The 17,824-nt window shown below is 70.9% G+C and carries 12 protein-coding genes; 6 read left to right on the top strand and 6 right to left on the bottom strand.

Annotation, left to right across the window (positions count from 1 at the left end; translation table 11 throughout):
* Positions 1–4: 4 nt before the first annotated feature.
* Positions 5–1,234 (bottom strand): PP2C family protein-serine/threonine phosphatase, encoded by a 1,230-nt coding sequence (locus AC0VYD_RS10100; RefSeq protein WP_475479616.1) that lies wholly within the window; start codon positions 1,232–1,234, stop codon positions 5–7.
* Between the two features lie 262 nt (positions 1,235–1,496).
* Here AC0VYD_RS10100 and AC0VYD_RS10095 point away from each other — a divergent pair, with 262 nt between their 5' ends.
* Positions 1,497–2,462, top strand: a complete 966-nt coding sequence (locus AC0VYD_RS10095; RefSeq protein WP_475479615.1) for an alpha/beta fold hydrolase — start codon at positions 1,497–1,499, stop codon at positions 2,460–2,462.
* A gap of 191 nt (positions 2,463–2,653) precedes the next feature.
* Here the strand turns inward: AC0VYD_RS10095 and AC0VYD_RS10090 are convergent, their stop codons facing one another.
* On the bottom strand, positions 2,654–2,932 hold the full coding sequence (locus tag AC0VYD_RS10090) for a hypothetical protein (RefSeq protein WP_475479614.1): 279 nt from the start codon (positions 2,930–2,932) through the stop codon (positions 2,654–2,656).
* A 78-nt stretch (positions 2,933–3,010) separates the two neighbouring features.
* Between AC0VYD_RS10090 and AC0VYD_RS10085 the strand changes: the two genes are divergently transcribed.
* Positions 3,011–7,342, top strand: coding sequence for a hypothetical protein (locus AC0VYD_RS10085; protein ID WP_475479613.1), 4,332 nt, complete (start codon positions 3,011–3,013; stop codon positions 7,340–7,342).
* Positions 7,343–7,578: 236 nt separating this feature from the next.
* Here AC0VYD_RS10085 and AC0VYD_RS10080 read toward each other — a convergent pair whose 3' ends face one another.
* From AC0VYD_RS10080 to AC0VYD_RS10065, 4 genes are all read right to left on the bottom strand, one after another.
* Entirely contained in the window at positions 7,579–8,805 is a 1,227-nt protein-coding gene (locus AC0VYD_RS10080) for a PucR family transcriptional regulator (protein ID WP_475479612.1), read from the bottom strand.
* Positions 8,806–8,873: 68 nt separating this feature from the next.
* Positions 8,874–9,716 carry an SDR family NAD(P)-dependent oxidoreductase gene (locus AC0VYD_RS10075; RefSeq protein WP_475479611.1) on the bottom strand — a complete coding sequence of 281 codons (843 nt, stop codon included), beginning with the start codon at positions 9,714–9,716 and terminating at the stop codon, positions 8,874–8,876.
* A gap of 84 nt (positions 9,717–9,800) precedes the next feature.
* Entirely contained in the window at positions 9,801–10,790 is a 990-nt protein-coding gene (locus AC0VYD_RS10070) for an alpha/beta fold hydrolase (protein ID WP_475479610.1), read from the bottom strand.
* Positions 10,787–12,322: a flavin-containing monooxygenase gene (locus AC0VYD_RS10065; protein ID WP_475479609.1), complete on the bottom strand. Its 1,536-nt coding sequence runs from the start codon at positions 12,320–12,322 to the stop codon at positions 10,787–10,789. The genes AC0VYD_RS10070 and AC0VYD_RS10065 overlap by 4 nt, the downstream gene beginning before the upstream one ends.
* A 435-nt stretch (positions 12,323–12,757) precedes the next feature.
* Here AC0VYD_RS10065 and AC0VYD_RS10060 point away from each other — a divergent pair, with 435 nt between their 5' ends.
* The 4 genes from AC0VYD_RS10060 (at position 12,758) to AC0VYD_RS10045 (ending at position 17,528) form a co-directional block, all read left to right on the top strand.
* Positions 12,758–14,089, top strand: a complete 1,332-nt coding sequence (locus AC0VYD_RS10060) for a cytochrome P450 family protein (protein ID WP_475479608.1) — start codon at positions 12,758–12,760, stop codon at positions 14,087–14,089.
* Positions 14,071–15,171, top strand: coding sequence for a cytochrome P450 family protein (locus AC0VYD_RS10055; RefSeq protein ID WP_475479607.1), 1,101 nt, complete (start codon positions 14,071–14,073; stop codon positions 15,169–15,171). The genes AC0VYD_RS10060 and AC0VYD_RS10055 overlap by 19 nt, the downstream gene beginning before the upstream one ends.
* A 447-nt stretch (positions 15,172–15,618) precedes the next feature.
* Positions 15,619–16,689 (top strand): cytochrome P450, encoded by a 1,071-nt coding sequence (locus AC0VYD_RS10050; RefSeq protein ID WP_475479606.1) that lies wholly within the window; start codon positions 15,619–15,621, stop codon positions 16,687–16,689.
* 65 nt (positions 16,690–16,754) lie between these two features.
* On the top strand, positions 16,755–17,528 hold the full coding sequence (locus AC0VYD_RS10045) for a class I SAM-dependent methyltransferase (RefSeq protein WP_475479605.1): 774 nt from the start codon (positions 16,755–16,757) through the stop codon (positions 17,526–17,528).
* Positions 17,529–17,824: the final 296 nt, after the last annotated feature.

The following is a 17,824-nucleotide window of genomic DNA, read 5'->3' as shown; positions in this document are numbered from 1 at the left end:
CCGGTCAGTCGGCCCGCGGGCGCGGGACGCCGCGGTCGGGGGTCCACTCCAGCAGCATGATGGTGGCGTCGTCGGTGAAGCTGCCGCGCTGGTGGTCGTGGATGGCGTGGATCAGGCGCCGCAGGGTCTCGGGGGCGGGTTCGTCGGCGGAGGCGGCCCGGATGACGAAGTCGGTGAAGCGTTCCAGGCCGAAGATCTGCCCGTCGCTGTCGTGCGCCTCGGTGACGCCGTCGGTGTAGAGCAGGACCTGGTCGCCGGGTTCGAGGGCGAACTCGTGGACGGTGCGCGGGGAGACGCCGGTGCAGACCCCGTCCAGACCGAGCGGGAGTTCGGGCGTGCGGTCCATCGCCCCCTCTACCAGCTGCCTGTCGCGGATCAGCAGGGGCGCGGGGTGGGCGCAGTTGACCCAGGAGAACACCCCGGTGGACAGGTCCAGGGTGGCGAAGACCGCCGTGCAGAAGCGTTCCGGCAGCCAGGTGACCAGGGCGTGTTCCACGTTGTCGGTGAGTTCGGCCAGGTCGGCGCCGTTGCGGCGGGCGCTGCGCGCACCGGCCATGGCCACCGACGCGGTCAGCCCGGAGGCGAGGTCGTGCCCCATCGCGTCGAGGATGACGGCGTGCAGGGTGTCGCGGGTGATGGAGTGGTCGAAGGCGTCGCCGCCCAGTTCGTAGGCGGGTTCGAGGACCGCGGTGGAGACCCCGCGCCTGGCCCCCAGGGTTCGGGGCGGGAGGAAGGCGCGCAGCATCTCGGTGCGGAGCTGCACGTCGCGGCTGCGGGTACGGCGGACGTAGGTGTCGCTGTAGGCGCGTTTGGACGTGACGACCAGGGCCAGCAGCGAGGCGAGTGTGTGGCAGCGGCGGAGTATGGGTTCGTCGATCCGGGGCGTGCGGATGTGCAGGACCCCCACCCGGTCGGCACCGTCCTTGAGCGGCAGCCAGAGGCTGAGCTCGTCGGCGCCGCCCTCGGCCAGCCGCAGGGTGTCGGAGCGGTAGGCCTCCCCCGCGACACTGGAGTCGACGTCGAGGATGGGCCCGCCGGTGAGCGGGACGAGCAGGCGCTGTTGCAGGTCGACCAGGTGCACGGTGATCTTGCTGAGGCCGATCGCCGTGCCGTAGCGGCCGGCGGCCTCCAGGACCTCGATCGGCCCGCTCTCGTGTACGGACCTGACGAGCTCCTGGAACAGCAGCTCACTCCTGCTGAGCGGTGTCACTTCCGCCACTCCCGGCTCCTGCATGTCCCACCCCCGAAGGTCTCAGTGTCACACCGGCGGGAGCTCCGGCCCAGCCTTCGGCCCGCGTGTCCCTTGGCAGGTCAAACCGGATGTATCTGCCCTGGCCGGGTGGACTCTCCACCGCGGGCGCCGGCCCCACGGGCCCACGGGCCCTGTTCGCGCCGGGCCCGCTCCCCTACGCTGGCTCCGCCGGTCCAACCCACCTGGGCCGTCCCCTCGGCCCGGCCCCTGCGGGGCGCCCGGCGGGGCGGCGAGAGGAGTCGAGTTGAACGTCAAGCACCACCACGTCGAGGTGAACGGCCTTCGTCTGCACGTCGCCGAACAGGGCGAGGGCCCGCTGGTCCTGCTTCTGCACGGCTTCCCCGAGAGCTGGTACTCCTGGCGGCACCAGTTCACCGCCCTGGCCGACGCCGGGTACCGGGTGGTCGCCCCCGACCAGCGCGGTTACGCCCGCAGCGACCGGGCGGCCGGCGTCGAGGAGTACACCCTGCCGCATCTGGTCGGGGACGTCACCGCGCTGATCGGCGCGCTGGGCGCCGAGGACGCGGTGCTGGTCGGGCACGACTGGGGCGCCCCGGTCGCCTGGACCACGGCGCTGCTCCGCCCGGACCTGGTGCGCGCCGTGGCGGGGCTGAGCGTGCCGCCGCTCCCGCCCACCGGGATGCCCTCGATCGGGTCGTCCCGGCGCACCTACGGGGAGGGCTACTACCAGGTCTACTTCCAGGAGCCCGGCAGGGCCGACGCCGAACTCGCGGCGGACCCGGCCGCGACCGTGCGCCGACTGCTGGTCGGCGCCTCCGGCGACAACCCGGACGAGGACGCGCCCCGCCCCTGGATCGTCGGCGAGGGCGAGGCGCTGCTGGACGGCATGCCCGAACCGGCGGAGCTGCCGGACTGGCTGACCGCCGAGGACGTCGCCGTGTTCGCCGAGGACTACTCGGCCCCGGACGCCTTCACCGGACCGCTCAACTGGTATCGCAACATCGACCGCAACCAGGGCCTGATGTCGGCCTTCCACGGCCTGCGCATCGAGGTCCCGGCCCTGTACATGGCAGGCGACAGGGACATGGTCACCATCCTGGAGGGCGTGCCGGAGCTGCGCGAGATGCTGCCGCTGATCGCTCCGAAGCTGCACGCCGACATCACCCTGCCCGGCTGCGGCCACTGGACCCAGCAGGAGCGCCCCAAGGAGGTCAACGCCGCCCTGCTGGACTTCCTCGCCACGCTCTGACCGTTCCTCTCCCCAGCGGGATCTCCTTGGTGGTCTTGCTACCAGAAGAGACATAGGCGCCTTGGGGCCAAGTGGTTGTCGCACCGACCCGGGCACTGTGCTTCTCAGGGGTGCGCCGATCACCGTGATCCTGCGCGCGGGTGTCAATGGCCCCCGTGCACCGAAGCTGCGCCTCCCGCCGCGCTGGGGTCTCAGCCGCGATCCGCACCCGTGTTCCTCCAGCTGTCCAGCTCGGGTTCTTGGTCGATACGGACCGTCGCCCGCGTGTACAGCAGCTGATCCGGGTGTCCGTCCCACCACCGGTAACCAGCGATCCGGTCCACCAACCACGATCCGCAGATGTGGAAGACGGAGCGTGGGGCCCTCCCGTGGGTCTCCACGCTCCGGCGGCAGTTGGAGATGCGCTGGATCTGGAGCCCGTGCAGGACCGCCGTGTCCGTCACCCAACAGGGGGCGCGCTCGTTGGTCATGTCGCCGCAACACCTAGAGTGGCCGAGCGACAAGGGTTGTGGCCCTCGGGGCATCGACGTGAGGACGGTGAGACACGGGTGGTCCGTGAGTACGGCGGGGACCACGTCGACCTGAGCGGTGCCCGGGTCCAGGGTGACCTCATCGGCAAGGTGGAACACCACCATCACCACCCGCTTCCCCCGGACACGTCCCCGCTGGGCGAGCGCCTGGGCGATCTCACCCCCGCGCAGGCCCACACCTTCGAGGTGCACGAGGTCGCCGACCCCACCGGCGGCGACGACCTGCCGCCGCTGCCGCCCTACCTGTACCGCCCCGACGTCGACGACCCGCTGCGTGCGGCCGTGCGCGATGCCCGAAACAACAGCGGTCTGGTGCTGCTCGTGGGCGGTTCGTCGGTGGGCAAGACCCGCGCCTGTTGGGAGGCGGTCCACGCGGAGCTGCCCCCGCACTGGCGGCTGTGGCACCCGCTGTCACCCACCCGCCCCGAGGCCCTGGCGGAGGCTCTGCGAGCGAAAAGGGTCGCGCCCCATACCGTGGTGTGGCTCAACGAGGCCCAGCTGTACCTGCGCGAACCCGAGCTGCTGGACGCGCTCCAGGGGCTGCTCTCCGACGCCTCGCGCGGCCCCTTCCTGGTCCTGGGTTCACTGTGGCCGGAGTACTGGCGGGAGCTGCTCGACGGGACCTCAACCGGCAGGCAGGGCCGCCTCCTCCTGGACCGGGCACGGGACATCACCGTCACGGACTTCTTCACCCCGACCGAGCTCAGGGCCAACGAGCATCTGACCCGTACCGACCCGCGCCTGCTCTGGGCCCTGCAGGAAGGCGACCGGGGGCAGGTCACCCAGGCACTGTCCGGCGCTTTGGATCTCGTCCGCCGCTACCGGCACGGGACCCCCGCCGAACGCGCGGTCCTGGAGGTCGTCATGGACGCCTCCCGATTGGTCGACTACTACGGATACCCCCTCACCGCGAAATTCATCCAGGCCGCCGCCCCCGGGTACCTCTCCCCGACCGAACGTTCACGGCTCTCCGACAACTGGTTCACCGCCGTGGCCGAGAACTTGACCCGGAGGGGACCGGGAACCCCCGGGCCGCTGATCCCCCGAACGGACGGGGTTCAGAGACGGTACCTGCTCCCCGACTACCTGGAGGAGTACGGGCGCGAGCAACGTCGACCCCTGTGCCCGCCCGCCTCGTTCTGGGAGGCGCTGGGCGGGCCCTCAGGAAATAACGTCCTCTTTCTCGACCGTTTCCGGCAAGCGGCCGAGGAACGCCTGCTCCTACGGCACGCGGACGCAATCCTTCGAAACCACATCCTCGCGCCCACCCTTCCGGAGCCCAAAGGGGCGCTTGAGAACTGGGCACGGCTGCGCACGCGCGGCGGCGACTTCGCAACCGCCGAGCGGCTGGCCACCGACGCGGCCCTGTCCGGCCGCCCCGACGCTCTGCTGGAACTGGTCGACACCGCCGACCACCCTGCACTCACCCGGTCCGCCTTCGCCCTGCTCCACCAGACCGAAGGCCCTGAGCGGGTCGTCCGGGAGATCCTCCTCCGTTTCCACCCGGCCTCGAAGGAGAGAAGACAAGCCCTGGTGCGGATCCTCGACCAGGTCGTCGGAGCCGACGGACTACAGGCCATGGTCGAACTGCTCCGGCCGCTCCGCGACCGAGCCGGGATCAGGCTGTGCCTGGAACAGTTCGGCCCGGAGGAGGCCGAATCGGCCGAAGCGGAACAGTCCTCGTGGGAGGCCGGTTGGGACCAACGGATCGACCAGGCGATCGAGGCGGCGAAAGTCGGAGACCGGGATCCTCTGGACGGGCTGCTGACGGATGACCCCCCTCCCCTGCAGGAGATGGTCCTGGGTGAGATCGCTCGACGCTGTGTGTCCGCCGAGGTGCACGAGCCGGTCCTGGAACGGCTGATCCCCCTCCAAGGTCCGGCCAGTCCGCGCTCATGGGAGGGATGGCCGACTCACCCCGAACTCCTGGAGGCCCTGTCCGCGTCCGAGGATCCCCAGTGTCTGACCACCGTGGCCAAGGCAGCGGCGTCGGAGGAGGCCTGGGAGATCAGCGCCCGTTTTCTCGAACTCGCCGCCCGGGCCGGTGCCGACTGGCGGGATCTGGGCATGGAAATGGAGGCGCTGGCGCTCTCCGGCCGGACCGAACCGGTCACACGGCTCCTGGAACACTTCGACGACTTCAAGGCCACGGAGCTCGCACTCCGTCTCCGCCTGCGTCGTGGGGACTTGGAGGGGGCCGAACGTCTCGCCTTCTCTGAGAACGTCGAGTGGGAATTCGACCATCGGAGCCGACAGAGCATCCTCATCCGGCATCTGCGGCGCCGGAGTGACACGGCCACCGCCGAACGCCTGGCGCGCCGCGCCACCGAACAGGAAGAGGACCCGCAGGCCTCGTTCGACCTCGCGGAACTCCTCAACGAACGGGGCCTGCGCGCGGAGGCGGTCGCCGTCCTCTCCGCTCACCCGAATCATCAGGCGGCGTTGGAGGAGGTCATCGGTTGCCTGCTGACCGAACCGGAAGGGGTCGACGCCGCGGAGCGGATGCGGGACTCGGAGACCTCGGGGTGGGGCAGGTCATTGCTGTCCCTCCTGGCCTGGTCGGCCGAGGCTGCGGGCGACAGCGAGCGGGCCCGAGTTCTGCGGCCACACGCGGTTGAGCTCGACGACAACGAGCTCATCAGTGACCTGAAGCTCTTCGACTTCCCCAGTGGCCTGTGGGACAGGGACGAACGCACGCACGCCGAGCGCGAGGACCGGGAGCTGCTCCACCACCTGAGGCATGGGACACCCCTCACCCTGGCCCGGCACCTCGCGGAGCAGACGGCGTCCGTGCCCGGTCTGACCCCCGGGGAGATGTGGGCCGTTGACCAGCCCACGGGAGAGCACAGCCGGATGGTCCACTTTCGGACACTGGGACGGCTCCAAGGCCGTCAGCGCCTGGGGGCTCTCCTGACCTGGACCTCCCATCTGTACCGGATCCGGGGGGACCGGGCCTCGGCGGAGGAACTGGAGGAGCTTTCGCTGCGCATCAGTGGTTCGGGGGCGGTTCCCGTCCTGGTGCGGGCGCACCTCGCCTCCGGGGACCACGAGCGGGTCCGCGCCCTGCTCGGACGTCTTGGCGCGGAGGCCGCCCACTCGACCGACGCCTACGCCCGTTCCCGTCCCTCAGAGGGCGTGGAGAACTCCCTCCGGCACTCCCAAGAGCGCTCGTACTCCATGGACACGAGGCGCCACGCCCAGCGCGTCTTGGTTCACCTGGTGCGAGCGGACGCGTTGCACCTGGCCGACGGCATCGTCGAGTCCCTGACCAAGAGGCTTTACGATGACACTCGGTTCATATCTGGAAATACGTCCCCGGTGGGCCCGCTTCTGGAGTCCGCTCGCCCCGATCTGGCCGTGGTCGCGGCCCGTTGGCTGCGCGAACGCCGGTGTCACGTCGACCTGTCCACCGAGGCCGAGGAGTTGGAGCTCGAAGGGGACCGGGACAACGCCGCCCTGCTCCACGAGCTGTCCGACACCCGTGTCACCGGCCCGGAACGCTTCTCCGCCGCACGGGCCGCGGCCGATGGCGGTTCACTCGACGTCCGAGCACCGGTCGCGCTGCTGGACTCCCGCGTCCGCCTGGCGGAGGAACGGGGAGACCACGGAGAGGCCGAGCGGGAGGCCCTGGCCGTGACCGCCGCCGGTCACGGCACCGTCCTGGAGTGCCTGGCCCGCCGCCGGGTGGCGCGCGGTGAGAGCGTTGACCACTGGCGCACCGTGCTCGAACGCGGTCTGACTCCGGACGGGGAACCGGACCCGGGGTGGTGCGAGACCACGCAAGCGCGCGGACACCTGCGCCCCATGGTTGTGAACGAGCCCTCCGGGGATTTCGCGGCCGTGGAGAGGGCCGACGGGCCTCCCCAGATCGTCCCCGTTCAAGTGCCGCACACGGCCCCGTCGCGCCATTGGCTGCTCTCCGCTGCCTTCCTGATGTTCGTCCCCGCACAGGCGGAGACCTTCGTGGTCACCACCACCGCGGTGTCGCTTGTGGTTGCCCTGACGCTCCTTCCGTGGTTGACCGCGGACGCGCGTCGCCGGTGGCCGCTCCGCGCGCGACGCCTTCCCGGTCTCCTGTTGAGTGCGGTGTGCTGGGGCCCTGCGATGGTCGGGGTGCTCTCGGCGGCCGTCGCGGAACGACGGTCGGGCGCCCGCACCGTGGTGACCGTGCTGACCGCGCCCCTGTCAATAACCGCCGCGGGTGCCTTCTCGGTGTTCTCACTCTGGCTGGGCACCCTCGGCGGGGCCGTCATGAGCCTGGGCACGGTGTACGCGTTCCTGGCCCTGACCTACCGGTTCCGTCTCAGGAAACACCGGCACTATCTGGCCGGTCTGCGGTCCCCGTACTGACCGGCCGGGTGCGAAGGGTTCGTCGCACTCGGCCGGGCGGAAGAATGTCGGCGAAAGAATTCTTCCGCCCTGACCTCCCGCACCGACCCGCCTCCCATCTGAGGGGGCGGGTCGGCCCCCTTGCTCAGCATTGCTCAGCGCCCGATTGATTGCTCAGTGCCAGGCGACCGGGTGCAAAACCGGTGGACAGAAGCGCCCGTACCCGTTTCGACAAGGCCCCGCACAGCCTCGGGCCATCACTCCTTCGGTCCGCTCCAGGACAGCAGGTGCAGGGCCGCGCCGACGCTGACCGGATCGTGGGCGAGCGGGCGCGGCAGCAGCTCGTCGCAGCGGGCGAGCCGCCGGACCACGGTGTTGCGGTGGGTGTACAGGCGCTCGGCCACCCGGGCGGCGTTGCACTGCTGGTCGAGGTAGGTGCGCAGGGTCAGGTGCAGGACGGGGTCGGCGCGTGCCAGCTCGCCGAGGGTGTCCGCGACGAACTCGTCCGCCCGGCCGACGTCCTGGCTGAGCAGCGCCACCAGCTGGGCGTCCGTGTAACCGCCCGCACGGCGGGAGGTACTCAGGCGGGCCATCATGCGTTGGACGGCCGCGGCCTCCAGGTGGCTCTGCCGGAAACCGTCCAGGTCCGCCCGTGGGCGGCCGAGGGCGACCCGGACCGCGGGGACGGCGGCGAGCCCCGACTCCAGGTCCTCGGTGCGCGGTGCGGTGGAGACCGGGAGCCACAGCCACATCGACGAGCCGGTGGCCAGTACGGTGAGGCGCCGCGGTGTTCCGGCGGCGGCCAGGACCAGCTCGGCGGCCTGTTCGAGCTGGTCGCCGGTGACGTCGTTTCCCCAGATGATGGCGGCCAGGTGGCTGCCGGTCAGGTGGTAGCCCAGGCGTGGTTCGGCGCTGGAACGGGAGACCGGTGCGCCTTCGAGGATCAGGGACACGGTGGTCAGCCGTTCGGAGTGGGTGCCCTGGCCGAGTTCCCGCCGCTCCTGGCGCATGACCTCGCTGACGGCGTCGATGGTGTCGTCGATGAAGGTGTAGATCGACCGCGAGGTGAGGGCGAGCACCTCGTGCAGGACCTCGGCGTCGCAGGTGAGGCCGAAGCAGATCTCCATCCAGCGGCGCCAGGCGACGTTCTGGCCCAGCCGCCAGATGTCGAGGGCCTTCTCGTCCAGGTCACGGCGGACCATGTCCCGGACGGACTCCAGCAGCTCAGGGCTCAGGTTGGCGCTGACCCGGGCCCCCGGACGCTGGATGTTGGCGGCGGCCCAGTGCAGGAGGTTGGAGAGGTTGGCCCGGCGGGCGCCGTCCTCCAGCACCGGGTCCACGTGCGCGGGGGACGTGCCGCTGGCGTGCCGGACCGCGTCGAACAGCTCGTCGAGCCATTCCTCCTGAGGGTCCAGCGCCTGTTCGGCACCCTTGCGGATGACTTCGCGCGCCCGTGGTGAGGGTGGTTCCCAGTCGTCTTTCACCGGTGGATTTTATACCTCACAGGCCGCTCGGATGAGGCGTTTCGGCCATGATGACCCGCCCATGCCGATCAGCCCCTGCTACGACGTGAGCGCACCGCGGCGGTGAAGACGCGCTGGTAACCGGTGGGCAGGACGCGGACGAGGGCGTCGAGGAGACGGGCGTCGGCGCCGATGAGCACGCGGGGCCGGTCCCGGCGCACCCCGCGCAGGATGGCCGCGGCCGCCTTCTCCGGCGAGGTGACCAAGAGCTTCTCGAACTCCTGCCCGGCCTCCTCACCGCTCTTGCCGGTGAGTTCGCGGACGCCGTCGTCGTGGCGGGCCGTCCTGGCGATGTTGGTCCTGATCCCGCCCGGGTGCACGCAGGTCGCCGAGACCGCCGAGCCCGCCGCCTTCAGGTCCTGGCGCAGGGACTCGGTGAACCCGCGCACCGCGAACTTGCTGGCGTTGTACCCGCTCATCAGGGGCTGGGCACTCAGCCCGAAGACGCTGGAGGTGTTGACGACGTGCCCCTCCCCCGAGGCCTCCAGGTGGGGCAGGAAGGCCTTGGTCCCGTAGACCACGCCCCAGAAGTTGATGTCCATGATCCATCGGTAGCTGTCCAGGCCGATCCCGCCGACGGTTCCGGACAGGGCCACCCCGGCGTTGTTGAAGACGAGGTCGACCCGGCCGTGGTCGGCGACGACCCGGTCGGCCCAGGCGTACACGCCCGCCTCGTCGGCGACGTCGAGCACGGTGGTCGTGATGCTGGCCCCGGAGTCGGAGAGCAGGGCGGCGGTCTCCCTCAGGCCCGCCTCGTCCACGTCGGAGAGGGCGAGGTGACAGCCCTGAGCGGCGAGGGCCAGCGCGAGTCCGCGCCCGATCCCGGATCCGGCTCCGGTGACCGCGGCGACCTTGTCGGCGAGGTTCTTCATGACGGGGTTTCCTTCGACGGGGGGAAGACGGGGAAGGGGGTTGTTAGGGGGTCGTTCAGCGGCCAGCGGAGAGGTACCGCGGGCTCAGCTCTCGCGGCTCTCGCTCTTGGCCCGCTCTGTGCGGGCGAGGCCGGTGGTGAGGTCGACCAGATGGTCGAGGACCCCGGGGGCCAGATGGTGGCGCATGCCCGGGACGAGGACGTGCCGGGCCCCGGGGATCGCCCGGGCCGTGGCGCGGCCGCCGCTGGGGTGGACCATGGGGTCGGCGTCCCCGTGGACGACCAGCGTGGGCGCGGTGATCCGGCGCACCTGCGCGGTGCGGTCGCCGGACGCCTGGATGGCGCCGATCTGACGGGCCACCTCCGCGCCGCTGCGGGGACCGCCGCGGCGGTCCCAGACGGCGCGCGCCCAGGTCCGCTCCAGCTGCTCGTCGGGCGGGTACACCGCGGACCCGATGTGCGCGAGCAGGGACAGGTGCCGTTCCACCGACTCCGCGGCGGTGCGGGCCGCGGGCCTGGCCATCCGGACCAGGGTCGAGGTCGCGGGCTGGCCCACCCTGCGGTTACCCGTGGTGGAGAAGATGGAGGTCAGGGTGGCGGCACGGTCGGGGTGCCGGGCAGCGAGGGTCTGCGCGATCATGCCGCCCATGGACATGCCGACCAGGTGGACGCGGTCGACGCCGAGGTGGTCGAGGAGGCCGCGGGTGTCGGCGGCCATGTCGGTGAGGTCGTAGGCGTCCGTCCGGGGCCGGGCCAGCAGCTGGCGCAGCCGCCCCGGCGGCGGTGCGGCCATCCGGGTGGAGCGGCCCGCGTCGCGGTTGTCGAACCGGATCACCCGGAAGCCGCGGTCCGCGAACCCCTGAACCATGCGCTGGGGCCAGGAGGTCAGGTCCAGGGCCAGGCCCGCGACGAGCAGGAGCGGGGTCCCGTCCGCGGGGCCGTCGACGCGGTAACAGATCCGGATCCCGCCGGGCAGGTCCGCGAACCGGTCGCCGGACGCCTCCGCGGGCGCGAGCGCCGGGTCAGCGGCTTCGTTCTCGGTGTGCTCGGTGCTCACGGTGTGTTCGGCGCTCACCGGGTGGCCGCCGTCCCGGCGTGCGCGGCGTCGGTGCGCGCGGCCCCGGCCCGGCTGAAGTGCAGTTCCGGGTCAAGGACGCTGTCGGCGCGCAGCAGTTTGACGTCCGAGCGGTAGTCCATCGAGGTCAGCCACGGCATCCGGTCTCCTTGGCGGGGCAGCTGGTCGATCGCCCGCTTGACATAGCCCGCGTCGAAGTCGAGGAGGGGCCGGGTCGGCATCGCCGGGTCGGAGACCTCGGGTCGGGCCACGTCGTGGCCGTGGGCGTCCATGTGCGCCAGCAGGCGGCAGAAGTGCTCGCACAGCAGGCCGACCTTCAGCGTCCAGGAGCTGTTGGTGTAGCCGATCGAGAAGGCCAGGTTGGGCACCCCGGAGAGCATCATGCCCTTGTAGGCGACGGTGTCGGGCAGGCGGACCTGCTCGCCGTCCACGGTGATCCCGATCCCGCCGAACGCCTGCACGTTCAGGCCGGTGGCGGTGACGATGACGTCGGCTTCCAGCTCGCGGCCGGATTCGAGGAGCACCCCGTTCTCGGTGAACGTGCTGATCCGGTCGGTGACGACCGAGGCCCTCCCCTCCCGGATGGCCTTGAACAGGTCCCCGTCGGGCACCGCGCACAGGCGCTGGTCCCAGGGGTCGTAAGGCGGGTTGAAGTGCTCGTCGACCGGATAGCCCTCGGGCAGCTGCCTGGTGTTGGCCCAGCGAATGAACCGGCGCGCGGCCTTGGGGTAGCGCTGGCACAGGGACCAGATGAGGCGCTGCTGGGCGATGTTCTTGCGCCGGGTCAACGCGTAGGCGCGCTCCGACCCGAAGAGCCCGCGCAGGGCGTTGGCGACGGCGTCCTTCTTGGGCACCGCCATGATGTAGGAGGGGGTGCGCTGCAACATCGTCACGTGCGCGGTGGTCTCGGCCATCGCGGGCAGCAGGGTGACGGCGGTGGCGCCGCTGCCGATGACCACCACGCGCTTGCCCGCGTAGTCGAGGTCCTCGGGCCAGTGCTGCGGGTGCACGATCGTGCCGCGGAAGCGTTCCCGACCCTCGAAGTTCGGGGTGAACCCCTGGTCGTAGCGGTAGTAGCCGCCGGCCGCGAACAGCCACGAGCAGGTCAGAGTCGCCTGCTCGCCGCTGTCGGTGCGCTCGGTCAGGACGGTCCACCGCGCCTGCTCACTCGACCAGGACACCGAGACCACCTTGCGGTGGTACCGGATGTGGCGGTCCAGGCCGTTCTCGGCCACGGTCTCGCGCAGATAGTCCAGGATCCGCGGCGCTGAGGCGATGGACTCCTCGTCCCGCCACGGCTTGAACTCGTATCCGAAGGTGTGCAGGTCCGAGTCGGACCGGACACCCGGATAGCGGAACAGGTCCCAGGTGCCGCCGGAGGCCGCCCGCGCCTCCAGGATCGCGAAGGACTTCGAGGGGAGTTCGGACTTGAGGTAGCGACCGGCTCCGATCCCGGAGATCCCGGCGCCGACGATCAGGACGTCGAGGTGCTCGGCTGCGGCTGGATCCGGGGAGGACGGGGCAGAGGACATGGCGACTCCAGGCGACGGCGTGCGGACTCCACCATCGTGAAGCATGGGAGCTCAAGCGACCAGTGGCGATCTGCACCAGTTCGAGCCCCACATGGTGCGAGGTGCACTACCGGACCGGGGACGGCGAGACGCTGGTCGCCGAACTGGTGGCCGCCTTCGACGCCCTTCCCGGCCCCGTCGCCCTGAGCCCGCCGCCCCGCACCTGACCGCGGCGACCCCGCGGCCGGGCGAGGCCCGCAACCGCCCTGTCCGCACGCCCGCACAGGTCAGCGGCCTGTTCCGCCTCCGGGGCCCGGCCCGGACAGTGCCCCGGCACCGGCTCCGAGACACGGGAAGCCCCACGGGGCAGGAGTTCCAGGTGTGGCCCCAGGTGTCGGAAACCCTTGGTGTGTCACTAGACTGAGCGCCCCGTAACCTCCCCATGACAGGATGCCCGTGGCCCCCCGCTGCCCGTACGCCGAACTCCACTCCGCTGACTTCCAGACCGACCCGCACGCGGTCAACCAGCAGATGGTCCGAGACCACGGACCCGTCTTCCCCGCAGAGATCTTCCCGGGGATCAGGGCCTGGGTGGTCGCCGACTACACGCTGATCACCGCCTGGTGCCGGGACACCCGCACCTTCCGCCGCGACTCGCGCCTGTGGCTCGACTGGCGCGAGGGCCGAATACCCGACGACGCCCCGGCACTGGCGATGATGGGCCACCGCCCCAACCTCCTGTACGCCGACGGCGACGAGCACGCCCGCCTCAAGCGCGCCGTGGTCGACTCGCTGGGCCGGGTCCCCGAGAGCCGGGTCGGGGACATCACCCGCCAGCACGCCGACACCCTCATCGACGCCTTCTGCACGCGGGGCCGCGCCGAACTCGTCTCCGAGTACGCGCGCCTGCTGCCGCTGCTGGTGCTGTGCGACCTCTTCGGCTTCTCCCCCGACGTCGGCCAGCGCGTGCTGAACTCCCTCAGCGACCTGTGGGACGGCGTCGACGCCGCCAAGGCCAACAGCGAGTACGAGCGCGCCCTGTCCGACGCGATCTCCGCCAAGCACGCCGCGCCCGGGGACGACATCACCTCGTGGATGCTCCAGCACCGTGCGGGTCTGACCGACGAGGAGCTGCTGGCCCAGCTCGTCGTGACGATCGGGGCCGGGGCCGAGCCCACCGCCAACCTCATCTCCGGCACCACGCGCACGCTCCTGGTGGACGACGAGGTCCGCCAGGCGTTCCGGGGCGCCCGGGTGGGGGTCAGCGAGGCGATCGACCAGGTGCTCTGGCGCGACCCCCCGGTGAACAACTACCCCGTCCTGTACCCGGTGAAGGACGTGCGGACCAGCTCCGGGACCCTGATCAGGGCGGGTGAGCCGATCCTGCTCGGTTACGCGGCCGCGCACGCCGCCATGTCCGGGGGCGGCCCGGACCTCGAACAGGGCAACCGCGCCCACCTGGCGTTCGGGGTGGGCCCGCACCGCTGCCCGGCCCAGGGGTTCGCCTACGCCATCGCCCAGGTCGGGGTCGAGACCCTGACCAAGCGGCTCCCCGGCCTGCGGACGACCCAGGACACCCTCCAGCGGCGCCCCGCCCCCTTCGCCCTGGCACTGGCCCAGCTCCCGGTCACCTTCACCCCCGACTCCCCGAAAGGCAGCACCCCGCCATGGCAGCAGACATCCCCGTCCTCCACCCCTACGACCTCCACCGGCAGACAGCCGAACTCCGCGGCCGAGGCCCCGTCGTCGAAGTTGAAATCACTGGTGGCGTGGTTGTTCGGGCGCTGACCGGACACGACGTGATCATGGAGGCCCTCGCCCACCCCGACGTGCGCAAGGAGGCGCGCCACTGGCGCCCCTGGGCCCAGGGCGAGATCCCGATGGACTGGCCGCTCATCTCCTGGGTCGCCCCGGACAACATGCTCACCGCGGACGGGGACCGGCACCGCCGCCTGCGCACCCTGGTCTCCCAGGCGTTCACGCCCCGCCGGGTGGAGGTCCTGCGCCCGCGCGTGCAGGAGATCACCGCGGAGCTGCTGGACGCCGCCGAGGCGGCCGGGCCGGGACCGGTCGACCTCAAGGCGGCGCTGGCGCTGCCCCTGCCGATGACGGTGATCTCCGAGCTGTTCGGGGTCGCCCCCGAGCACCGCGACGCCCTGCACACGCTGATCAACCGGGTCTTCGACGCGACCACCACCCCGGAGGTGGCGGCCCAGACCAACGCCGACATGCAGACCTTCCTGGGCTCCCTGGCCGAGGAGAAGGCGAAGAACCCCGGCGACGACCTGACCAGCGCCCTGCTGGCGGCACGCGCCGAGGGCGACGAGAGGCTCTCGCAGAGCGAACTCGTGTGGACCCTCATCCTGATGATCGGCGCCGGCTACGAGACCACGATGAACCTCATCGGCAACGCCGCGCACGCCCTGCTCACCCACCCGGAGCAGCTCGCGCTGGTCCGGAGCGGCGAGGCGTCCTGGGCGGACGTGGTGGAGGAGACGCTGCGCTGGGACGCCAGTATCCAGTACCTGCCGCTGCGCTACACCGCCGAGGACCTCACCCTGGCCGGGGTGCACGTGCCCAAGGGCGAGGCCCTGCTGGTGGGCTTCGGCGCCGCCGGCCGGGACCCGGGCCAGCACGGCGCGGACGCCCACGTCTTCGACCTGAAGCGGGAGCAGAAGGGGCACCTGGCCTTCTCGCACGGACCGCACTTCTGCCTGGGCGCGGGGCTGGCCCGGCTGGAGGGCGGCACCGCCCTGGAGGCGCTGTTCTCCCGGTTCCCGGACATCCGTCTGGCCGAGGGCGAGGAGGTCGCCGAGGCGCCCTCGATCGTCGCCAGCGGCCGTTCCCGGCTGCCGGTCGTCCTCGGCTGAGCCGAGGCATGCCGCAAGGCCCGACTGCGCCGTGCCGCGAAGGTACCGCGCGGCGCAGTCGGGTACCGACTCGGAGGCCTAACAGCAACTCATATTGACTTCATTTGCATATAGTCATTAGCGGAGTCGTGACCCCGGCAGCCATCGGAGATCCGACAACACCTGCCACATTTCAAGGGAAAAGTCACCACAGCACAGGGTTCCACTCCGACCGGACTTCGTGTTAGCTATATTAAAAGCAACTTAATCAGAACACTCTGACGATAGTCCCCCGACGTGGGAGCCCTGATGATGCCGTCCTCTTCAGAGGTAGACACCCCCGACGACTCCGAGTTGCTGTTCCCCGCGCCGAGGACCTGTCCCTTCGACCCACCGGAGGCCTATACGCGGCGTCGGCGCGAACGCCCCCTCGCCCCGGTCAGGATGCTGGGCGGGAACGATGCCTGGATGGTGACCACGTACGAGGACGTACGTGCCGTCCTCGGCCACCGACACACCAGTGCGAACCGCCGGGCGCCGGGCTTTCCCCGGTTCGCCCCCGCCCGCGAGCAGGTACGCCGCGACTCCTACTTCAGAGCTCCTCTGAACTGGCAGGATCCACCGGAGCACACACGCACCCGGCGCACGCTCACCGCGGAGTTCACGATGCGCCGGGTATCACGGCTGCGACCGCGCATCCAGGAGATCACGGACACCTGTGTGGACCGTATGCTGCGCTCCGGCGGGCCCCTGGACCTGGTACGGCATCTGGCGCTGCCCGTGCCGTCGATGGTGATCTGCGAGATTCTGGGCGTCCCCTATTCCGAACACGCGTGTTTCGAACCCGCCAGCGCACTGATGATGGACCGGAGCGCCCGTGATACGGAGCGGGCCCGAGCGGCGCGCTCAGTCCGCTCGTACCTGGAGGAGGTCGTGGCGCGCAAGGAGCGCCACCCCGGCGACGACCTCCTCAGCCGCCTGCTCGCCCAGACTGCCAACCGCCCTGATACCGACGGGGTGACCAGCACCGCTTTCGTCCTGCTCGTCGCCGGGCACATCACCACCTCCAGCATGATCTCGTTGGGCACGCTGGCCCTGTTGGAGCACCCCGATCAGTTCGCCCTGCTGGCAGCCGAGCCGGAACTCCTTCCCGGGGCGGTGGAGGAACTGTTGCGCTATTGCAGCATCGTCGAGGCCGCCACGGCCCGTGTCGCCTCGGACGACCTCGATATCGCGGGGACCCGGATCGCGAACGGCGACGGCCTCGTACCAGTGATCCAGACCGCCAACCGCGACCCGGAGGTTTTCGAGCGCCCCGACGAACTCGACATCGGCCGCCGTGGACGCGGACACCTGTCCTTCGGACACGGTCGGCACCACTGCCTGGGGCAGAACCTGGCCCGCGCCGAACTCCAGATCGTCCTGGGCACCCTCGTCCGGCGTATGCCCTCACTGCGGACGGCGGCCCCCCCGAGCGAGGTCGCCTTCCGAAGCGAGTCGAACATCTACGGCCTCGAAAGACTCCCTGTGACGTGGTGAGACCCCGAATCCGACGATTCCGCGGAAGCCCCCGGCGCGGCTCCGAACAGGAAGGCAGGACACCCTTGAAGAAAGCGGACGGCAGGGACCTCCGGGTTTTCCCCCACGATTCCGAACCGGAGCTGGAGACCCGGCGCGAACTGGCCCGGCTCCTGGCCGAGACCCCGATCCCCCCGGAGGAACTGGTCGACGCCCTCCCCCTCTACCTTCGCAGGCAGCAGCTGGCCGACCTGCTCTCCATGGACGCCCTCTACCGGATGGTCCTCGACGTCCCGGGGGTCATCATGGAGTTCGGTGTGCGGCACGGTCGACACCTCGCGGCGTTCACCGCGCTGAGGAGCGTGTACGAGCCCTACAACCCCTTCCGCAGAGTGGTCGGTTTCGACACCTTCACCGGGTTCCCCGACGTCTCACCCGTGGACGAGGTGAGTCCGAGCGCCGTGGTCGGGAGGTTCGCCCTGCCCCCGGACTACCCCGACCATCTGCGAGCGGTGATCGCGGCCCACGAGGAGGCCGACCACCTCCGGCACGTCCGCGACCGCACGATCGTCGTCGAGGGCGATGTCAGGGAGACCCTGCCCCGCTATCTGGCGGACAACCCCCACACCGTGATCGCCCTCGCCTACTTCGACCTGGACGTCTACGAGCCGAGCCGGGCCGCGCTGGAGTGCGTCCGGCCCTACCTGACCCGGGGCAGCGTACTCGCCTTCGACGAGCTCGACCACCCCAAGTGGCCCGGTGAGAACCTCGCCGTCCGGGAGACGCTGGGGCTCGACCGCGGTGAGTTCCGACTCCTGCCGGGGCGCCCCGCCCCCGCCTACCTCCGCTGGCCGGGTTGACTTCTCCCCCTCCCCGGGGAGGGGCTTCCGACCATCGCTGGTCAGGTTTGCTGCTTCATCACCGACTGCCCGGTTCGGGAGGACTCCCGTTGAGGTCTCACGCCAGCTCCCGCCCCTACTGTGCGGGCTTCGCCGGAACCGCGCAGCGGGGGCCCGGCAGACGCGGCCGACCCGGCCGCCTCGATGCTGATCGCCGCGTCCGCGCCGCGGTCATGGGTGATGCCGCTCCCGCGCGTCCGGGTACGGACGTGCGGAAGCGGTCTCCCCTGGGGCGCCCCGCGCGCCGAGGACGGTTC

This window comes from Nocardiopsis sp. iso_40, assembly GCF_056173285.1.
The sequence above is the reverse complement of the archived record's forward strand: the minus strand, read 5'-3'. Positions and strand labels throughout refer to the sequence as shown.

What these genes read in the sequence shown, in the direction of transcription:
- AC0VYD_RS10090 (WP_475479614.1), bottom strand. Translation starts at nt 2,932, where the DNA reads ATGACCAACGAGCGCGCCCCCTGTTGGGTGACGGACACGGCGGTCCTG.
- AC0VYD_RS10075 (WP_475479611.1), bottom strand. Translation starts at nt 9,716, where the DNA reads ATGAAGAACCTCGCCGACAAGGTCGCCGCGGTCACCGGAGCCGGATCC.
- AC0VYD_RS10100 (WP_475479616.1), bottom strand. Translation starts at nt 1,234, where the DNA reads ATGCAGGAGCCGGGAGTGGCGGAAGTGACACCGCTCAGCAGGAGTGAG.
- AC0VYD_RS10065 (WP_475479609.1), bottom strand. Translation starts at nt 12,322, where the DNA reads ATGTCCTCTGCCCCGTCCTCCCCGGATCCAGCCGCAGCCGAGCACCTC.
- AC0VYD_RS10050 (WP_475479606.1), top strand. Translation starts at nt 15,619, where the DNA reads ATGGTGACCACGTACGAGGACGTACGTGCCGTCCTCGGCCACCGACAC.